This is a genomic window from Enterobacter sp. Tr-810 (assembly GCF_011752765.1).
Lineage (GTDB): Bacteria > Pseudomonadota > Gammaproteobacteria > Enterobacterales > Enterobacteriaceae > Enterobacter > Enterobacter soli.
The window spans coordinates 875784-893425 of the sequence record NZ_VWWW01000001.1 but is presented as its reverse complement, the minus strand read 5'-3'; the positions used below and the strand labels follow the sequence as shown (position 1 = coordinate 893425).

At 52.9% G+C, this 17642-nt stretch carries 18 protein-coding genes and 1 other annotated feature; of the genes, 7 read left to right on the top strand and 11 right to left on the bottom strand.

Annotated features, from left to right (window positions below):
* The first annotated feature begins 148 nt into the window (after positions 1-148).
* Together gndA and ugd are read left to right on the top strand one after the other, a co-directional pair.
* Entirely contained in the window at positions 149-1555 is a 1407-nt protein-coding gene (gene gndA, locus F3J30_RS04295) for an NADP-dependent phosphogluconate dehydrogenase (RefSeq protein ID WP_166716121.1), read from the top strand.
* A 251-nt stretch (positions 1556-1806) separates the two neighbouring features.
* The gene (gene ugd, locus F3J30_RS04290; protein WP_166716119.1) at positions 1807-2973 is read left to right on the top strand and encodes a UDP-glucose 6-dehydrogenase; all 1167 of its coding nucleotides are present in this window, start codon (positions 1807-1809) and stop codon (positions 2971-2973) included.
* Positions 2974-3029: 56 nt separating this feature from the next.
* Here ugd and F3J30_RS04285 read toward each other — a convergent pair whose 3' ends face one another.
* Positions 3030-4034: an NAD-dependent epimerase gene (locus tag F3J30_RS04285; RefSeq protein ID WP_166716117.1), complete on the bottom strand. Its 1005-nt coding sequence runs from the start codon at positions 4032-4034 to the stop codon at positions 3030-3032.
* A 193-nt stretch (positions 4035-4227) separates the two neighbouring features.
* Here F3J30_RS04285 and wzzB point away from each other — a divergent pair, with 193 nt between their 5' ends.
* Positions 4228-5208 (top strand): LPS O-antigen chain length determinant protein WzzB, encoded by a 981-nt coding sequence (wzzB, locus tag F3J30_RS04280; protein ID WP_166716114.1) that lies wholly within the window; start codon positions 4228-4230, stop codon positions 5206-5208.
* 39 nt (positions 5209-5247) lie between these two features.
* Here wzzB and hisIE read toward each other — a convergent pair whose 3' ends face one another.
* The 9 genes from hisIE to hisL form a co-directional block, all read right to left on the bottom strand.
* A complete protein-coding gene (hisIE, locus tag F3J30_RS04275; RefSeq protein WP_166716112.1) occupies positions 5248-5859 on the bottom strand; it encodes a bifunctional phosphoribosyl-AMP cyclohydrolase/phosphoribosyl-ATP diphosphatase HisIE in 612 nt (203 codons plus the stop codon).
* Positions 5853-6629 carry an imidazole glycerol phosphate synthase subunit HisF gene (gene hisF / locus F3J30_RS04270; protein ID WP_014070906.1) on the bottom strand — a complete coding sequence of 259 codons (777 nt, stop codon included), beginning with the start codon at positions 6627-6629 and terminating at the stop codon, positions 5853-5855. The genes hisIE and hisF overlap by 7 nt, the downstream gene beginning before the upstream one ends.
* Positions 6611-7348, bottom strand: coding sequence for a 1-(5-phosphoribosyl)-5-[(5-phosphoribosylamino)methylideneamino]imidazole-4-carboxamide isomerase (gene hisA, locus F3J30_RS04265; RefSeq protein ID WP_166716110.1), 738 nt, complete (start codon positions 7346-7348; stop codon positions 6611-6613). Before hisA ends, hisF begins: the two co-directional genes overlap by 19 nt.
* A complete protein-coding gene (gene hisH, locus F3J30_RS04260; protein WP_166716107.1) occupies positions 7348-7938 on the bottom strand; it encodes an imidazole glycerol phosphate synthase subunit HisH in 591 nt (196 codons plus the stop codon). The genes hisA and hisH overlap by 1 nt, the downstream gene beginning before the upstream one ends.
* Positions 7938-9005, bottom strand: a complete 1068-nt coding sequence (hisB, locus tag F3J30_RS04255; protein WP_014070903.1) for a bifunctional histidinol-phosphatase/imidazoleglycerol-phosphate dehydratase HisB — start codon at positions 9003-9005, stop codon at positions 7938-7940. Before hisB ends, hisH begins: the two co-directional genes overlap by 1 nt.
* Positions 9002-10063 carry a histidinol-phosphate transaminase gene (hisC, locus tag F3J30_RS04250; protein WP_166716105.1) on the bottom strand — a complete coding sequence of 354 codons (1062 nt, stop codon included), beginning with the start codon at positions 10061-10063 and terminating at the stop codon, positions 9002-9004. The genes hisB and hisC overlap by 4 nt, the downstream gene beginning before the upstream one ends.
* Entirely contained in the window at positions 10060-11364 is a 1305-nt protein-coding gene (gene hisD, locus F3J30_RS04245; protein WP_166716103.1) for a histidinol dehydrogenase, read from the bottom strand. Before hisD ends, hisC begins: the two co-directional genes overlap by 4 nt.
* A gap of 5 nt (positions 11365-11369) precedes the next feature.
* Positions 11370-12269, bottom strand: a complete 900-nt coding sequence (hisG, locus tag F3J30_RS04240) for an ATP phosphoribosyltransferase (protein ID WP_014070900.1) — start codon at positions 12267-12269, stop codon at positions 11370-11372.
* 45 nt (positions 12270-12314) lie between these two features.
* Positions 12315-12438 (bottom strand) — a sequence feature (His leader region).
* On the bottom strand, positions 12414-12464 hold the full coding sequence (hisL, locus tag F3J30_RS04235; protein WP_001364200.1) for a his operon leader peptide: 51 nt from the start codon (positions 12462-12464) through the stop codon (positions 12414-12416). Its footprint overlaps the feature before it by 25 nt.
* 175 nt (positions 12465-12639) lie before the next feature.
* Between hisL and F3J30_RS04230 the strand changes: the two genes are divergently transcribed.
* The 4 genes from F3J30_RS04230 to F3J30_RS04215 all read left to right on the top strand — a co-directional run bounded on the left by F3J30_RS04230 (position 12640) and on the right by F3J30_RS04215 (position 16063).
* Positions 12640-13464: an SDR family oxidoreductase gene (locus F3J30_RS04230; protein ID WP_166716101.1), complete on the top strand. Its 825-nt coding sequence runs from the start codon at positions 12640-12642 to the stop codon at positions 13462-13464.
* Positions 13465-13502: 38 nt separating this feature from the next.
* Positions 13503-14432, top strand: a complete 930-nt coding sequence (locus F3J30_RS04225; protein WP_166716100.1) for a LysR substrate-binding domain-containing protein — start codon at positions 13503-13505, stop codon at positions 14430-14432.
* Positions 14433-14652: 220 nt separating this feature from the next.
* On the top strand, positions 14653-14715 hold the full coding sequence (gene yoeI, locus F3J30_RS04220) for a membrane protein YoeI (protein ID WP_128738933.1): 63 nt from the start codon (positions 14653-14655) through the stop codon (positions 14713-14715).
* Positions 14705-16063, top strand: a complete 1359-nt coding sequence (locus F3J30_RS04215) for an APC family permease (RefSeq protein WP_014070897.1) — start codon at positions 14705-14707, stop codon at positions 16061-16063. Before yoeI ends, F3J30_RS04215 begins: the two co-directional genes overlap by 11 nt.
* Positions 16064-16146: 83 nt before the next feature.
* Here F3J30_RS04215 and sbcB read toward each other — a convergent pair whose 3' ends face one another.
* Positions 16147-17571: an exodeoxyribonuclease I gene (gene sbcB, locus F3J30_RS04210; RefSeq protein ID WP_166716099.1), complete on the bottom strand. Its 1425-nt coding sequence runs from the start codon at positions 17569-17571 to the stop codon at positions 16147-16149.
* Positions 17572-17642 lie beyond the last annotated feature (71 nt).

Sequence of the window (17642 nt, the reverse complement as noted above, 5' to 3'; positions counted from 1 at the left end):
CTACCTGTTCACTTATTTACCCCATTTTCTACTGTTGATAGCGTTAGCGCACCAAAGGCTATCCATAAGTAACGGGCTTGAGTTAACATCATAGACACATTCAAACTGCATCGCACCGCAGTGATTATCCCCAAGACAGGAGTATGTAATGTCCAAGCAACAGATCGGCGTTGTCGGTATGGCAGTGATGGGGCGCAACCTGGCGCTCAACATCGAAAGCCGTGGTTATACCGTGTCCGTATTCAACCGCTCCCGTGAAAAGACCGAAGAAGTGATTGCCGAAAACCCAGGCAAGAAACTGGTTCCTTTCTACACGGTTCAGGAGTTTGTTGAATCGCTGGAAACGCCTCGTCGTATCCTGTTAATGGTTAAAGCAGGCGCTGGCACAGACGCTGCCATCGATTCCCTGAAGCCATATCTGGAAAAGGGCGACATCATTATTGATGGCGGTAACACCTTCTTCCAGGACACCATCCGTCGTAATCGTGAACTGTCTGCTGAAGGCTTCAATTTCATCGGTACCGGTGTTTCCGGTGGTGAAGAAGGCGCGCTGAAAGGCCCATCTATCATGCCTGGTGGCCAGAAAGAAGCTTACGAACTGGTTGCCCCAATCCTCACTAAAATCGCAGCTATCGCTGAAGATGGTGAGCCGTGCGTGACCTATATCGGTCCAGACGGTGCGGGTCACTATGTGAAGATGGTGCACAACGGTATCGAATACGGCGATATGCAGCTGATTGCAGAAGCATATTCCCTGCTGAAAGGCGGCCTGAACCTGTCTAACGAAGAGCTGGCTGAGACCTTCACCGACTGGAACAAAGGTGAGCTGAACAGCTACCTGATCGACATCACCAAAGATATCTTCACCAAGAAAGATGAAGAAGGTAAATACCTGGTTGATGTGATTCTGGACGAAGCTGCGAACAAAGGCACCGGTAAATGGACCAGCCAGAGCTCTCTGGACCTGGGCGAACCACTGTCTCTGATCACCGAATCCGTATTTGCTCGCTACATCTCTTCTCTGAAAGAACAGCGCGTTGCGGCTTCTAAAGTGCTGTCTGGCCCGCAGGCTAAACCAGCAGGCGAGAAAGCTGAGTTCGTCGAGAAAGTGCGTCGTGCACTGTACCTGGGTAAAATCGTCTCCTACGCGCAAGGTTTCTCTCAGCTGCGCGCAGCGTCTGACGAGAACAACTGGGATCTGAACTACGGCGAAATCGCGAAGATCTTCCGTGCTGGTTGCATCATTCGCGCACAGTTCCTGCAAAAAATCACCGATGCTTACGCTGAAAATGCGGGCATCGCGAACCTACTGCTGGCACCGTACTTCAAGAAAATTGCTGACGAATATCAGCAGGCCCTGCGTGACGTAGTGGCTTATGCGGTACAAAACGGTATTCCGGTTCCAACCTTCTCTGCCGCTGTAGCGTACTACGATAGCTACCGTGCTGCCGTTCTGCCTGCCAACCTGATTCAGGCGCAGCGTGACTACTTCGGGGCGCATACTTACAAACGCACTGATAAAGAAGGTGTGTTCCACACCGAATGGCTGGATTAATCTGATTTAAACCAGTCTGATAGCCAGGCCCGGTGAAATTCACCGGGTTTTTTTTATCGCTCCGCCCCCTTGTTGACTTGCTTCGTGCAACAAGGCTCTCTTAACGCAGAATAAACCTCTGTATTATCTCTCTCCTGTAGCAAGGCATTCGCCTTGACAGCCGATCAACATAAGAGGTAAAAACCTCAACAGTTGTTTATTGCGGTGGTGCGAACGCGCTTCCTGACACTCATACTTGAAGAAGTTGAACGATGAAAATAACAATCTCCGGAACAGGCTATGTTGGTCTTTCAAACGGTATTCTGATTGCGCAGAATCACGAAGTGGTCGCGCTGGATATCGTGCAGGCCAAAGTGGATATGCTTAATCAGAAAGTCTCCCCGATTGTTGATAAGGAGATCCAGGATTATCTTTCCAATAAACCTCTGAATTTCCGCGCAACGACGGATAAAGAAGACGCATACCGCAACGCGGACTACGTCATCATCGCTACGCCAACCGATTACGATCCGAAAACCAACTACTTCAACACCTCCAGCGTCGAAGCGGTGATTAGAGATGTTACGGCGATCAACCCGAACGCGGTGATGATCATCAAATCGACCATTCCTGTGGGCTTCACCAAATCCATTAAGGAAAAGCTGGGTATTGATAATGTCTTCTTCTCGCCAGAGTTCCTGCGTGAGGGAAGGGCGTTATACGATAACCTGCATCCGTCCCGTATTGTGATTGGCGAGCGTTCTGAGCGTGCTGAGCGTTTTGCTGCACTGCTTCAGGAAGGGGCGATTAAGAAAGATATCGCGGTGCTGTTTACCGATTCCACTGAAGCCGAAGCGATTAAACTCTTCGCGAACACCTATCTGGCGATGCGTGTTGCGTACTTCAATGAGCTGGACAGCTATGCAGAAAGCCTGGGTCTGAACACGCGTCAGATTATCGAGGGTGTCTGCCTGGATCCTCGTATTGGCAACCACTACAACAACCCATCGTTTGGTTACGGTGGTTATTGCCTGCCGAAAGATACGAAACAGCTGCTGGCGAACTATCAGGCTGTGCCAAACAACCTGATTTCAGCGATTGTTGATGCCAACCGCACGCGTAAAGACTTCATCTCTGATTCCATCCTTGCGCGTCACCCGAAAGTGGTGGGCGTATACCGTCTGATCATGAAGAGCGGCTCTGATAACTTCCGTGCCTCTTCTATTCAGGGGATTATGAAGCGTATCAAGGCGAAGGGTGTGCAGGTTGTGATTTACGAGCCAGCAATGAAAGAAGATGAGTTCTTCCACTCTCGCGTGGTTCGCGATCTGGATGCCTTTAAGAAAGAAGCGGATGTGATTATCTCTAACCGTATGGCGGATGAACTGGCCGATGTGGCGGATAAAGTGTACACCCGCGATCTGTTTGGCAGTGACTGATAGCAGTTGCAGATAACGCGTAAAAAAATGCCCGGCATTGCCGGGCATTGTTGTTTTTAGACGTTGTAGAAATTGCGATACCAGTCCACAAAGTTCTTAACCCCTTCTTTCACAGAAGTTTGTGGTTTAAAGCCAACCACATCCTGAAGTGGTTTGGTATCTGCGCTGGTTTCCAGCACATCACCTGGCTGTACAGGCATCATATTCTTTTTCGCTTCGGTGCCCAGGGCTTCTTCGAGAGCAGTGATGTAATCCATCAGCTCAACAGGGGCGCTGTTGCCGATATTGTAGATATGGTACGGCGCGGAACTTGAGGCAGGAGAACCCGTTTCAACCGTCCACTCTGGGTTTGGCTGCGGGATCACGTCCTGAAGGCGGATGATACCTTCGACGATATCATCGATGTAGGTAAAGTCGCGTTTCATTTTGCCGTAGTTGTACACATCGATACTGTTACCTTCGAGCATCGCTTTGGTGAACTTAAACAGCGCCATGTCCGGGCGACCCCACGGGCCGTAAACGGTAAAGAAGCGCAGCCCGGTGGTTGGCAGACCGTAAAGATGCGAATAGGTGTGCGCCATCAGCTCATTTGCTTTCTTGGTGGCCGCATACAGAGACACAGGGTGATCCACTGAATCATCGGTAGAGAATGGCATCTTGCTGTTCAGGCCGTACACGGAGCTGGAAGACGCATAGACTAAATGCTGAACCTGGTTATGGCGACAGCCTTCCAGAACGTTCAGGTGACCAATCAGGTTTGATTCTGCATAAACATGAGGGTTTTCCAGCGAATAACGCACGCCAGCCTGAGCGGCCAGGTGAATAACCCGGTCGAACTTCTCTTCAGCGAAGAGTGCGGCCATCCCTTCACGGTCGGCGAGGTCGAGTTTGCGGAACGTAAAATTCTCAGACGCCAAAAGATCCAGTCGGGCTTGCTTCAGGCTCACATCGTAGTAGCTGTTCAGGTTATCAATACCCACAACCTGATGGCCCGCCTTCAGAAGTCGTTCGCTGACGTGAAAGCCAATAAAACCAGCGGCTCCGGTGACCAAAAATTTCATACCAATCCTCTTCAGTAACAAATATCGCGATGCGCTATGCGCAAATGATGGTGTGCATCATACCGCTAAGTGCCAGGTTAGCAAAACTTCACCAGTCAGCGGATAACTCATAGGATTCCTATAGAAAAATCGTCAGTACAGGATAAACTATACAAATAATATTTTTTTGTGCTTTTTACCTGTTAAGGATTGTATGACGCATAACAACAATAACGCGGTCAGTAGAAGCAATGACCCGGAGCAATTTGATTTACTTGATTTAGTAATGCAACTTTGGCACGGCAAAAAGACAATCGTCACCTGCGTCGTTGTTGCCATCGTTCTGGCGGTTATTTACATCTTTGTCGCAAAAGAGAAATGGACCTCCACGGCGATTATCACCCAGCCAGATGCTGCACAAGTCGCGACATACAACGGTGCACTTAACATTCTGTATGGCAATGCTGCGCCATCGTTATCGGATGTTCAGTCGCGCGTTATCGGTCGTTTCAACGCGTCAATTTCAGCGCTTTCTCAGGCGCTTGATAATCAGCTAGTTCCTGAAAAATTATCCATTGAACCTGCGGTGAAAGGGCAGGCGCTGCCGTTGGTCATCACTTATGTCAGTAGTACGGCAGAAGGGGCGCAGAAGCAGCTGAATCAATATATTCGCCAGGTCGATGAACAGACAGCAAAAGAGCTGGGCGTTGACCTGAAAGATAACATTACACAGCAGATTTCAGCGCTGAACGACTCTCTCGGAAACCAGGAGAAAGTAGCTCAGGAGCAAAAGGAACTGCGTATTCAGCAGATCTCCGAAGCGTTAAAATTTGCGCAAGCTGCCAAGGTTGTGACCCCACAGATCCAGCAGACTCAGGATGTCACCCAGGAAACCATGTTCCTGCTGGGAAGCGAAGCGCTGCAATCGATGATTGACCACGAATCGACGCGCCCACTGGTATTCTCGCCAGCGTATTACCAGACCAAACAGAACTTACTGGATATCGAGAAACTTCACGTTGATCCGTCCACTATCCATGCTTACCGTTATGTCATGCAGCCAGACCTGCCAGTGACGCGCGACAGCCCGAAAAAAGCCATTCTGCTGATTCTGGCAGTGCTGCTGGGTGGGATTATCGGTTCCTGTGTGGTGTTGGTTCGTAACGCGTTACGCAGCTACACACCAAAAGCCTGATAAGCTGACAAAAAAAGACCGGGTTTCCCCGGTCTTTTTTTATTTGTGGCGTTTACGCAGATTCTCAATAACCGCGGTTAAATCGAGATCCTGGTCTTGCAGTAGCACCAGCAGGTGATACATCAAATCTGAGGCTTCGTTGGTCAACTCTTCACGATCGTTTACGGTCGCCGCCAGAGCCGTTTCTACCCCTTCTTCACCGACCTTCTGCGCGATGCGTTTCGTGCCGCTGGCATACAGTTTTGCGGTATAAGAGCTTTGCGGGTCCGCCGTTTTGCGCTCCGCTAACAGCTGTTCAAGCTGATACAGGAACAGCCACTGGTGGCTGGCGTCACCGAAGCAGCTACTGGTACCTTTATGGCAGGTTGGGCCAATCGGGTTTGCCAGGATAAGCAGGGTGTCGTTATCGCAGTCTGGCGTAACGCTGACCACGTTCAGGAAATGCCCCGAGGTTTCACCTTTGGTCCACAGGCGCTGTTTAGTGCGCGAGAAGAAAGTGACTTTACCGCTGTTGACCGTTTTAGCCAGCGCTTCCTGGTTCACATATCCCAGCATCAGGACTTCGCCTGATACGGCATGTTGTACAACGACTGGCAATAATCCGTCAGTTTTTTCCCAGTCCAGCTGCGCCTGTTGTTGCTCTGTTAACATACCCTTATCTCCACGCCCTGATTTGCCAGGTACGTTTTTAACTCACCAATATTGATAATTTGCTTATGGAACACGGATGCGGCAAGCGCACCGTCTACGGATGCATCGCGGAAGGCTTCCAGGAAGTGCTCCATGGTTCCCGCGCCACCGGAGGCGATCAGCGGCACATGGCACACCGAACGCACTTTTTTCAACTGCTCCAGGTCGTAGCCGTTACGTACGCCATCCTGGTTCATCATGTTCAGTACGATTTCACCCGCGCCACGTTTCTGGACTTCCTGCACCCAGTCCAGCGTCTCCCACTGGGTTACGCGGGTACGGCTTTCGTCGCCGGTATACTGGTTAACGTGATACTTACCGGTTGCGTCGTCAAACCAGGTATCAATGCCCACCACAATGCACTGCACGCCAAAGCGGTCCGCCAGACGGGTGATTAATTCAGGGTCGGCCAGAGCCGGTGAGTTGATGGAGATCTTATCCGCCCCGAAGGAGAGAATTTTGGCTGCATCTTCCGCAGACTTGATCCCGCCCGCCACGCAGAAGGGAATATCAATCACTTCCGCCACGCGTGCGACCCAGCTTTTGTCTACAACGCGGCCATCGCTTGATGCGGTGATATCGTAAAATACCAGCTCGTCTGCACCTTCATCGGCATAACGTTTTGCCAGCGGGACGATGTCACCAATGATTTCGTGGTTGCGGAACTGCACGCCTTTCACCACCTGGCCGTCACGTACGTCCAGGCAAGGGATTATCCGTTTTGCCAGCATTGAATCGCCTCCGTCACAGTAAATTTTCCTTCCAGTAAGGCGCGTCCAACAATCACGCCGCGAACACCCGTACCGCGCAGAGCGGCGATGTCGGCCAAATCACCGATGCCGCCAGAGGACTGAAATGCAACTTGCGGATAACGTGCGCAGACTTCGTCGTACAAAGAAACATTCGAGCCTGCCAGCGTCCCGTCGCGAGAGATATCCGTGCAAAGGACATGTTTCAGGCCCACCGGCAGATAAATATCAACCAACTCCTCGAGCGTCACGCCGGAGTTTTCCTGCCAGCCGCTGACGGCAACCTGTTTGTTGCCTTGTTCGTCGATACGCACGTCCAGCGCCAGCACCAGCGCATCCGGACCGAAACGGCGGAACCAGCCTTTAACCATTTCGGGATCTTTTACGGCGGTAGAGCCAACGACAACACGCGCCACACCCGCTTCAAGCAGGGCCGCAACGTCCTCTTCAGTACGCACGCCACCGCCCACCTGAACGGGCACATTCACGCCCGCGACCAGTTTTTTGAGCAGAGGGATCTGGCGTTTAGCCGGGTCTTTCGCGCCGGTGAGATCCACCAGGTGCAGCACTTCTGCACCTTGCGCGGCGTAATCCTGCAAACGCGGCAGCGGATCATTGCCGTAATCACGTTGCTGCGCGTAATCACCCTGGTGGAGCCGGACGACTGTGCCGTCAATTAAATCTAATGCGGGAATAATCATCACATCTCCAGGAAGTTTTTCAGCAACTGCGCGCCTGCGGCACCAGAGCGTTCCGGGTGAAACTGCACGCCGTAGAAATTGTCTTTCTGAACCGCAGCGGTAAATGGCTCGCCGTAGTTGCACTGGGCAATGGTGTACGGGTTCACCGGCATGGCGTAGCTGTGCACAAAGTAGAAATAAGCACCGTCTTCAATGCCGCGGAACAGTCTGTCTCCTGCTTTCGGGTACACACGGTTCCAGCCCATATGTGGGAGTGGCAGACCGTGGTCGGTCATTTTCGGCACATCCTGATCGATAATTCCCAGCAGGTCGACACCGTTGTTCTCTGCGCTATGACGACCCAGAATCTGCATTCCCAGGCAGATCCCCAGCACGGGCTGGGTACAGGCTTTAATCAGGTCAACCAGCTCACGTTGGTGGATCTGATCCATGGCTGCCTGCGCCGTTCCCACGCCGGGTAAAAAGAGTTTGTCGGCGCGTAACACCACGTCCGGGTCACGGCTGACCACAGGCTCATAGCCGTGGCGCGAAATAGCCGATTTCACGGAATTCAGGTTGGCGCATCCGGTATCCAGAATGACCACGTTCATTACAACACTCCTTTAGACGAGGGCAGGGCATCACCTTCCACACGAATTGCCTGACGAAGGGTGCGACCAAACGCTTTGAACAGGCTCTCTACACGGTGATGGTCGTTCTTGCCTTTGGTTTTCAGGTGCAGTGTCAGACCCATGGTGTAGGAAAGCGAACGGAAGAAGTGTTCAACCATTTCAGTGCTGAGATCGCCTACGCGCTGGTAGGTGAAATCAGCTTTGTATTCCAGATGCGGACGGCCGGAAATATCCAGCGCACAGCGCGCAAGGCACTCGTCCATTGGCAGAACAAAGCCAAAACGGTTGATACCGCGCTTGTCACCCAGCGCCAGCTTGAGCGCTTCCCCCAGCGCCAGACCGGTGTCTTCAACGGTGTGGTGATCGTCGATGTACAGATCGCCTTTTACCGCAATTTCCATGCGGAACCCACCGTGGGTGGCAATTTGATCCAGCATGTGATCGAAGAACCCGACGCCGGTGTGGATCTTGCTGCCGCCTTCACGATCCAGCCAGACCTTCACGTCGATCTGCGTCTCTTTGGTATTACGCTCAACGTGCGAGTAACGATCGCGTTTAGTCAGCTGCTCGCCAATCTGCGCCCAGTTGAGCTCGCTGCGGTTGTAGCGCAGGCCAGAAATACCCATGTTCTCAGCCAGAGTGATATCCGTGGCGCGATCGCCGATGACATAGCTGTTGGCTTTATCCAGCACGGCTTCTGCCAGGTAGCGCTCTACCAGTTTTGTCTTCGGCTTACGGCAATCACAGTTATCCGCCGGAAGGTGCGGGCAGATCAGCACCTCTTCAAATTCCACACCCTGAGAGGTCAGAATTTGCATCATCAGATTATGCGGGCCGTCAAAATCCGCCTGCGGGAAGCTGCTGGTGCCCAGACCATCCTGATTGGTGATCATCACCAGCTTAAACCCGGCTTTTTGCAATTTGAGCAATACCGGGATGACGTCAGCTTCAAAAGCCAGTTTGTCGAGACGATCGACCTGAAAATCAGTTGGCGGCTCGGCAATAATAGTGCCGTCACGATCGATGAAAAGGTACTTCTGGCTCATACTTTCTCCGCATTCAGGGCGTCAATAACGCGCTGGCTCTCTTCACGGGTCCCCACGGTAATACGCAGGCAGCCGCTCAGGGAAGGTTGTTTGTTTTGATCTCGTAAGATAATGCCCTGATCCCACAAGGATTTAAATACCGCGCTGGAGGCGATAAAACGCACCAGGATGTAATTTGTTTCAGAGTCGAAAACCTGTTCAACGCAGGCTATCTCTCTTAGCGCATTGACCAGATATTGACGCTCATTCAGGATTTGTGCGACGCGGCCGCGCATTGCCTCAAGCCCTTGCGGTGTCAGTGCCTGAGCGGCAATATCTGCAACCGGGGTAGAAAGCGGGTATGGTGCGATCACTTTCAACAGCAGGTCGATAACCTCTTTATTGGCCAGCGTAAAACCACAACGCAGGCCAGCAAGAGCAAAGGCTTTCGACAGCGTGCGCAGCACGACCAGGTGCGGGTACTCTTCGAGCCAACCGGCGAGGGACGCCTGCGGACAGAATTCAATGTAGGCCTCATCCGCGACTACCAGGGCTTTGCCACGGGTCATTTCCAGCAGCGTGCGGATGTCCTGTGGGTTGATAATCTGCCCGGTCGGGTTGTTTGGGCTGCACACAAACACCACTTTCACGCCATCGAGGTTTCTCGCAATCTTCTCAAGATCCAGCTGCCAGTCGTCCAGCGCCTGCACATTACGACACGCCACACCGAAGGTTTCCGCGCTCACGCTGTACATGCCATAGGTTGGCTGGCAATACATGACGGCATCTTTGCCAGGCTCGCAGAAGGCACGAATAAGCAACTCAATGCCTTCGTCGGCGCCGCGGCTGACCAGCACCTGCTCAGGCTTTACGCCAGCATAGGCGGCATAGTTCTCAATAACGGCTTTTGGCTGGCACTCCGGGTAGCGGTTAAGCGTTTGCTGAGACAGCTCAAACTTCACCGCCGTCGGAAATTCGTTGGCATTCAGCCACACATCACCGTTACCGCCCAGGCGGCGCGCAGACTGATACGGAGTCAGTCGACGGACATTTTCGCGAGCTAATTCTTCAATGTTCATGCTTGCTCCTTCAGGGCTGCAACGCGCAGCGTAACAGCATTTTTGTGGGCGGTCAGACGTTCTGCTGCGGCCAGGGTTTCAATGGTGGATGCCAGGGATGCAAAACCTTCGCGGGAGAGTTCCTGCACTGTCATGCGTTTCTGGAAATCCGCCAGCCCCAGGCTGGAACAGGTGGACGTGTAGCCATAAGTGGGCAGCACGTGGTTGGTCCCGGAGGCGTAATCGCCAGCCGATTCAGGCGACCAGTCGCCCAGGAAGACAGAGCCCGCGCTGGTGATGCCATCAACCAGTTCACGCGCGTTGCGGGTCTGAATAATCAGGTGCTCCGGACCGTACTGGTTAGAGATAGCAATACACTGCTCAATACTGCTCGCCACAATCAGACGGCTGGCGGACAGCGCCTGGCGGGCAGTGTCCGCACGGGGCAAATCAGCGAGTTGACGTTCCACGGCTTCGCCTGTGCGTCTGGCCATGTCGGCGTCCGGCGTCAGCAAAATCACCTGCGAATCAGGGCCGTGCTCAGCCTGAGATAACAGGTCTGAGGCCACAAAGTCAGGGGTCGCGCCGCTGTCGGCAATCACCAGCACTTCAGACGGGCCGGCAGGCATATCGATTGCCGCGCCGTCCAGACGCTGGCTGACCTGGCGCTTAGCTTCAGTTACGTACGCATTGCCCGGCCCAAAAATCTTGTCGACTTTCGGGACAGATTCGGTGCCGAAAGCCAGAGCAGAAATCGCCTGCGCACCGCCCACTTTAAAGATCTCCTGCACGCCACAGAGTTTCGCGGCATACAGAATTTCATCGGCAATCGGTGGTGGGGAACAGAGAACCACTTTCTGGCATCCGGCGATACGCGCCGGGGTGGCCAGCATTAATACAGTTGAAAACAGCGGCGCCGAACCGCCAGGAATATAGAGCCCCACAGAGGCGACCGGGCGCGTTACCTGCTGGCAGCGCACGCCTGGCAGAGTTTCCACATCAACAATTTGCAGTTTTTGCGCGGTGTGGAAGGTATCGATGTTTCTCACCGCCACAGCCATTGCCTGCTTGATCTCATCACCCAGGCGGCTGCTGGCATCCGCAACTTCTTGTTCGGTGACTTTCAGCGCGCCAACCTCGGTTTTATCGAACTTCGCGCTGTATTCGCGCAGCGCATCATCGCCGCGGGATTTTACGTTGTTCAGGATCTCCGCCACGGTGCGGGTGATGCTCTCGGAGGCGGAAATCGCCGGGCGCATCAGCAGGTCACGCTGTTGCTCTTCGGTACACGTATTCCAGTCGATGATTGTGTTAAAGCTCATGGCAATTACTCCATCATCTTCTCAATTGGCAGCACCAGAATAGAGCTTGCGCCCAGTGCTTTCAGTTTTTCCATGGTTTCCCAGAACAGGGTTTCGCTGCTTACCATGTGCATTGCTACACGCTGCTGATCGCCCGCCAGCGGCAGAATGGTTGGGCGCTCAGCACCCGGCAGCAGGGCTATCACTTCATCCAGGCGTTCGGTTGGCGCGTGCATCATGATGTATTTTGATTCGCGAGCCTGAATCACACCCTGAATACGGGTCAGCAGTCTGTCGATAAGCTGCTGCTTGGCGCTGTCCATTTCGCCATCACGCTGGATAAGGCAGGCTTTGGAGCGGTAAATCACTTCCACTTCACGCAGGCCGTTTGCTTCCAGCGTTGCGCCGGTAGACACCAGGTCGCAAATGGCATCGGCGAGGCCAGCGCGTGGGGCAACTTCAACAGAGCCGTTCAGCAGACAGGATTTGAACTGCACGCCTTTTTGATCCAGGTAACGCTTCAGCAGGTGAGGGTAAGAGGTTGCAATACGTTTGCCATTCAGTGCCGCCGGGCCATCCCATGCTTCATCCGCCGGGGTGGCAAGAGACAGACGGCAACCGCCGAAGTCCAGACGACGCAGGGTGAAGTAGCGCGGGTCTTCACCCTGTGCGCGGCGGGTCAGTAACTCTTCTTCCAGCACGTTTTCGCCGATGATCCCAAGATCAACCACGCCATCCATCACCAGACCCGGGATATCGTCATCACGTACGCGCAGAATATCGATTGGCATATTCTCAGCCAGGGCAATCAGGCGCTGAGTGTGCAGGTTGATTTTAATCCCGCAGCGAGCCAGCAATTCGCGTGAATCATCACTAAGACGGCCGGATTTTTGCATAGCTATGCGTAAACGTGAGTTATCTAACATTCTTTATTCCTCGTTAACCTGTTTTAACCTGTCTGAATTCAGTCCAAAAAAAAGCCCCCGGAAGAAGATCTTCCGGGGGCTTTCTCTTGCGTTCACGCACCACTGGAAGATCCAAACGTCTTCCAGCACACATCGCCTGAAAGACTAGTCAGGATGATGGTGATGATGGTGGTGTTTAAATTGAACGCGTGTCATAAATTTTCTCGATGAATGCTTATTCATTTGATGCCTTTTAACCTAAACCAGTTGCACCGCAGAATGCAAGGGCTTTTTTTGATCATTAATTCATTTCATATTGATGCTATGAATTGTGTGTTCTGCGGGGCTGGCGTAGCCTTAATACAGACGGTTGAGAGTCAGGAGAATTCACATGAAAAAGGTCGCGATTGTCGGTTTAGGGTGGCTAGGAATGCCACTGGCAATGTCATTAGCAGCGAAAGGCTGGCAAGTGACCGGGAGTAAAACCACTGCGGACGGGGTCGAAGCGGCGCGGATGTGCGGTATCGATGGTATCGAACTGCGCCTGGAACCGGAGCTGGTGTGTGACGCTGACGATCTGGATGTGTTAATGGGCGTTGATGTGCTGGTTATAACGCTCCCGGCAAGACGCAGTGGCCCCGGTGAGTCCTTCTACTTACAGGCGGTACAAGAGATTGTCGATAGCGCACTTGCACACCATGTTCCGCGCATAATTTTTACCAGCTCGACATCGGTGTACGGTGATATCGATGGCACCGTGAAAGAGAGCACTGCGCGCCAGCCGGTTACCGCCAGTGGCCGGGTACTGAAAGAACTGGAAGACTGGCTGCATAATCTGCCCGGTACTCAGGTGGATATTTTGCGTCTGGCGGGGCTGGTGGGGCCGGGGCGTCATCCTGGGCGTTTCTTTGCCGGGAAATCGGCGCCTGACGGGCAACATGGCGTCAATCTTGTGCATCTTGAGGATGTCATCGGTGCAATTGAGCTGTTGTTACAGGCTCCGAAGGGTGGGCACATCTATAATATATGTGCACCCTCTCATCCTTCGCGACGCACATTTTATCCGCTGATGGCGCGTCAGTTGGGTCTTGCACCACCTGTTTTTGGTGATGCGCAGGGTGAAAGTAAAGGCAAAGTCATTGATGGCAATCGTATTTGTCATGAACTGGGATTTGAGTATCAGTATCCCGATCCGCTGGTGATGCCCATGGAATAATGCCATCAGCGGGGGGCGCACGCCGCGTGGGGGCGAACATGAAACCGTTGCTGGATGTTCTTATTATCCTGGATGCGCTGGAAAAAGAGGGGAGCTTCGCCGCTGCATCGGCGAAGCTCTACAAAACGCCTTCCGCGCTGAGTTACACCGTACATAAACTGGAAAGTGATCTGAATATCCAGCTTCTTGATCGCTCCGGGCATCGTGCGCGTTTTACCCGTACCGGACAGATGCTGCTGGAAAAAGGGCGGGAAGTTCTGCACACGGTGCGTGAACTGGAAAAACAAGCCATCAAGCTTCATCAGGGCTGGGAAAATGAACTGGTGATCGGCGTTGATGATACGTTCCCTTTCTCTCTTCTGACGCCGCTTATCGAAGCGTTTTATCAGCGCCATAGCGTAACCCGGTTAATCTTTATTAATGGCGTCCTGGGTGGCTCCTGGGATGCGTTAACCCAGGGGAGGGCGGATATCATTGTTGGCGCGTTGCATGAGCCACCTCAACTGAGCGATTTCGGTTTTGCGCGGCTGGGCATCCTGGAGCAGGTATTTGCCGTTGCGCCTCATCATCCTTTAGCGCAGGAGCCAGAGCCCATTAACCGCCGTACTCTTAGAGGCTTTAGGGCAATTGTGGTGGGGGACAGTTCAAACCCTGAATATACGACGCCTTCGCAGCAGCTTGATTGCCAGGAAGCGATTACGGTATTCGATTTTAAAACTAAGCTTGAGCTGCAAATAAGCGGGCTCGGATGCGGTTACCTTCCGCGTTATTTGGCGCAACGGTATATTGAAAGCGGTGCGCTGGTTGAGAAACAGGTCGTCGCGCAAAGTAATAATGAATCTGTGTGGGTAGGCTGGAATGAACAAACCGCCGGGCTTGCAAGCGCCTGGTGGCGAGCCGAAATTTTAGCAAATAGTGCTATTGCTACGGTTTACACTCCACCTGATGTTGAGAAATCAACCGGTTAGTGAAAAGAAATTATTGTTGTGCTTCTCAATGTATTGCCTTTTGTATCTGGAATAGGGCAAAATGCGGCCGCTGCAAACAAATGAATAATCGACGATATAAAAGGCGTCGGTTATTTTTTTTTGCATGTACGAAACGAAACTAAAAACCAAGAGGCCGGGCTTCGTACCGGATAGATATTTACTAAAATCCGACAGTTGTTGTCGCTGAGGAATACAGAAAATGGGGCAATTTTTCGCTTACGTGGCGGTTATCACCGTAAAGGAGATTAACCATGTCGCTTAACGCAACTCCAAAAACCTCTCGCGTGGAATTACGTAAAACACTTACGTTGATTCCGGTTGTTATGATGGGCCTAGCCTATATGCAACCAATGACGCTGTTCGATACATTCGGTATCGTATCAGGCCTTACTGACGGTCACGTTGCAACGGCGTACGCCTTTGCGCTGGTCGCCATTCTGTTTACAGCGCTGAGCTACGGTAAACTGGTTCGCCGTTTCCCGTCTGCTGGCTCTGCCTACACCTACGCTCAGAAATCCATTAGCCCGGCGGTTGGCTTTATGGTGGGCTGGTCATCTCTGCTGGACTACCTGTTCATGCCGATGATCAACATTCTGCTGGCAAAAATTTACTTCGAAGCGCTGGTGCCTTCCGTGCCATCGTGGATCTTCGTTGTTGCGCTGGTGGCCTTTATGACCATCTCTAACCTGCGCAGCATCAAGACCGTTGCGAACTTCAACACCCTGATTGTTATCCTGCAAATGGGCATTGTTTCCGTCATCGTTGGCATGATCATCTACGGTGTGTCCCACGGTGAAGGCGCAGGTACGCTGGCCAGCACGCGTCCGTTCTGGTCTGAAGGTGCGCACGTTGTGCCGATGATTACCGGCGCGACTATCCTGTGCTTCTCGTTCCTGGGCTTCGACGGTATCTCTTCTCTGTCTGAAGAGACGAAAGATGCAGAGCGTGTGATCCCTCGCGCCATCTTCCTGACCGCGCTGATTGGCGGCATCATCTTCATTGGTGCTTCTTACTTCCTGCAACTGTACTTCCCGGATATCTCTCGCTTTAAAGATCCGGATGCGTCACAGCCTGAAATCATGCTGTACGTTGCAGGCAAGACCTTCCAGTGGGGCGTGCTGATCTTCTCAAGCGTCACCGTTTTGGCTTCCGGTATGGCGGCGCACGCAGGTGTCTCTCGTCTGATGTACGTGATGGGCCGTGACGGTGTGTTCCCGACCCGTTTCTTCGGCTACGTTCATCCGAAATGGCGTACTCCGGCCTGGAACGTGCTGCTGGTGGGTGCTATCGCACTTCTGGCCATCAACTTTGACCTGGTAACCGCAACTGCGCTGATTAACTTCGGTGCGCTGGTGGCATTTACCTTCGTTAACCTCTCCGTGATCTCTCAGTTCTGGATCCGTGAGAAGCGCAACAAAACGCTGAAAGACCACTTCAACTACCTGTTCCTGCCGGTATGTGGTGCGCTGACCGTTGGTGCGCTGTGGATTAACCTGGAAGAAAGCTCAATGGTTCTGGGTCTGATCTGGGGCGCTATTGGCCTGATTTATCTGGCTTGCGTAACCAAGAGCTTCCGCAACCCGGTTCCTCAGTACGAAGACGTTGCATAACGACTCGCCAGTAAATCTTTAGGCCCGCGTCAGCGGGCAAAAAAAGCCGGAGACATCGCCTCCGGCTTTTTTATACCTGTCATTCAGACTATCTCTTGTGCGTACTGGAACAGGGCTTTTAACAGCGCCTGTTTTTCAGCATTGCCTTCGTACTGGTTATATAACGACTCAAGTTCCTGGGCGTAGTGCTGAAGGTATTCTGGCGTAAAGACGTTACGGCGATGCTGCAGCCAGCGTTCTTGCTCCACCTCATCCAGCGTACCGGGATAGTTGCGCGCCCGGTAATTAAACATCAACTTCTCGATGCGCTTGTCAGCGAAGGTAATATCCAGCGCCGGTAAGTTACGCGGTTCGGTGTTCAGGACGATGTTCATGGCGGTGCGGTCCGCATCGCTGAAAAAGCCGTTATACAGTTGTGCATCGACGTTTTCAGATGCCACAAATGGCTCTGCTTCGGCAAAAATAGCGACCACTTTTTCGCGCACCTCTGGGTTTTCACGCAGCACTTTGAGGTTATCCAGGCAGTGCTGACGGTTTATCCCCAGCCGGTCGGCATCTTCCGGGCGCAGTGTATTAGCCTGCGCCAGTACCGGACATTTGTTGATGTGCACCAGTTTGACCGGAACCGCGGGCAGATCGCCGAGTTCGTTTTTTGGGGTATACAGTCGCTCGCGCAGCGCATCGCTGTCGAGCTCCAGCAGGGGTGAAATGTCGCCCGCCAGATCGACCATAATCACCGCATTGCGATTGTCAGGGTGCCAGGCCAGCGGGGCAACCCAGCTGGTATTCCCGCGCCAGGCTCCAAACATCCCGGAAATATGCACCAGCGGTTTCATCTGCGGGACATCAACCAGCGTGGTGAGCTTGTGTTTGCTGCGATGGCTTAACAGGTACTCAAACAGGCGCGGCTGCGCAGCCTTCACCAGTTTTGCCATGGCGATAGTGGCGTAAACGTCCGCCATCGCATCGTGGGCATTGCTGTGTTCAATGCCGTTGGCGCGAGTGAGGTGTTCCAGCCTGAAACTCGGCAAGCCATCGTCGTTTTCCGGCCAGTTGATCCCGTCCGGGCGCAGCGCATAGCAGGCGCGCATGATATCGAGCAAATCCCAGCGCGAATTGCGGTTCTGCCAGCTCCAGGCGTACGGATCGTAAAAATTACGGTAGAAGATGTTGCGCGTCACTTCATCATCAAAGCGGATGTTGTTGTAACCCACCACACAGGTATTCGGAACGGTGAACAGATCGTGAATGCGGCGAGCAAAGTCGGCCTCGTTAACCCCTTTATCCCGCGCTTCCTGCGGCGTAATGCCGGTCACCATCACAGCACCAGGCTGCGGCAGGTAGTCATCAGCGGGCTTGCAGTAAAAGACTTCCGGCTCGCCAATGATATTGAAATCTTCATCGGTACGGATGGCGGCAAACTGGGATGGCCTGTCCAGCGCCGGGTGGGTGCCAAAGGTTTCATAATCGTGGAATAAAAATGTTGGGCGCGCGGAAGAGTCAGACACCAGTAATACCATCCTGTTAAAAATTGACGCCACTATGGTAAACGATCGTGGTGTACAGGCCGAATAAAAAG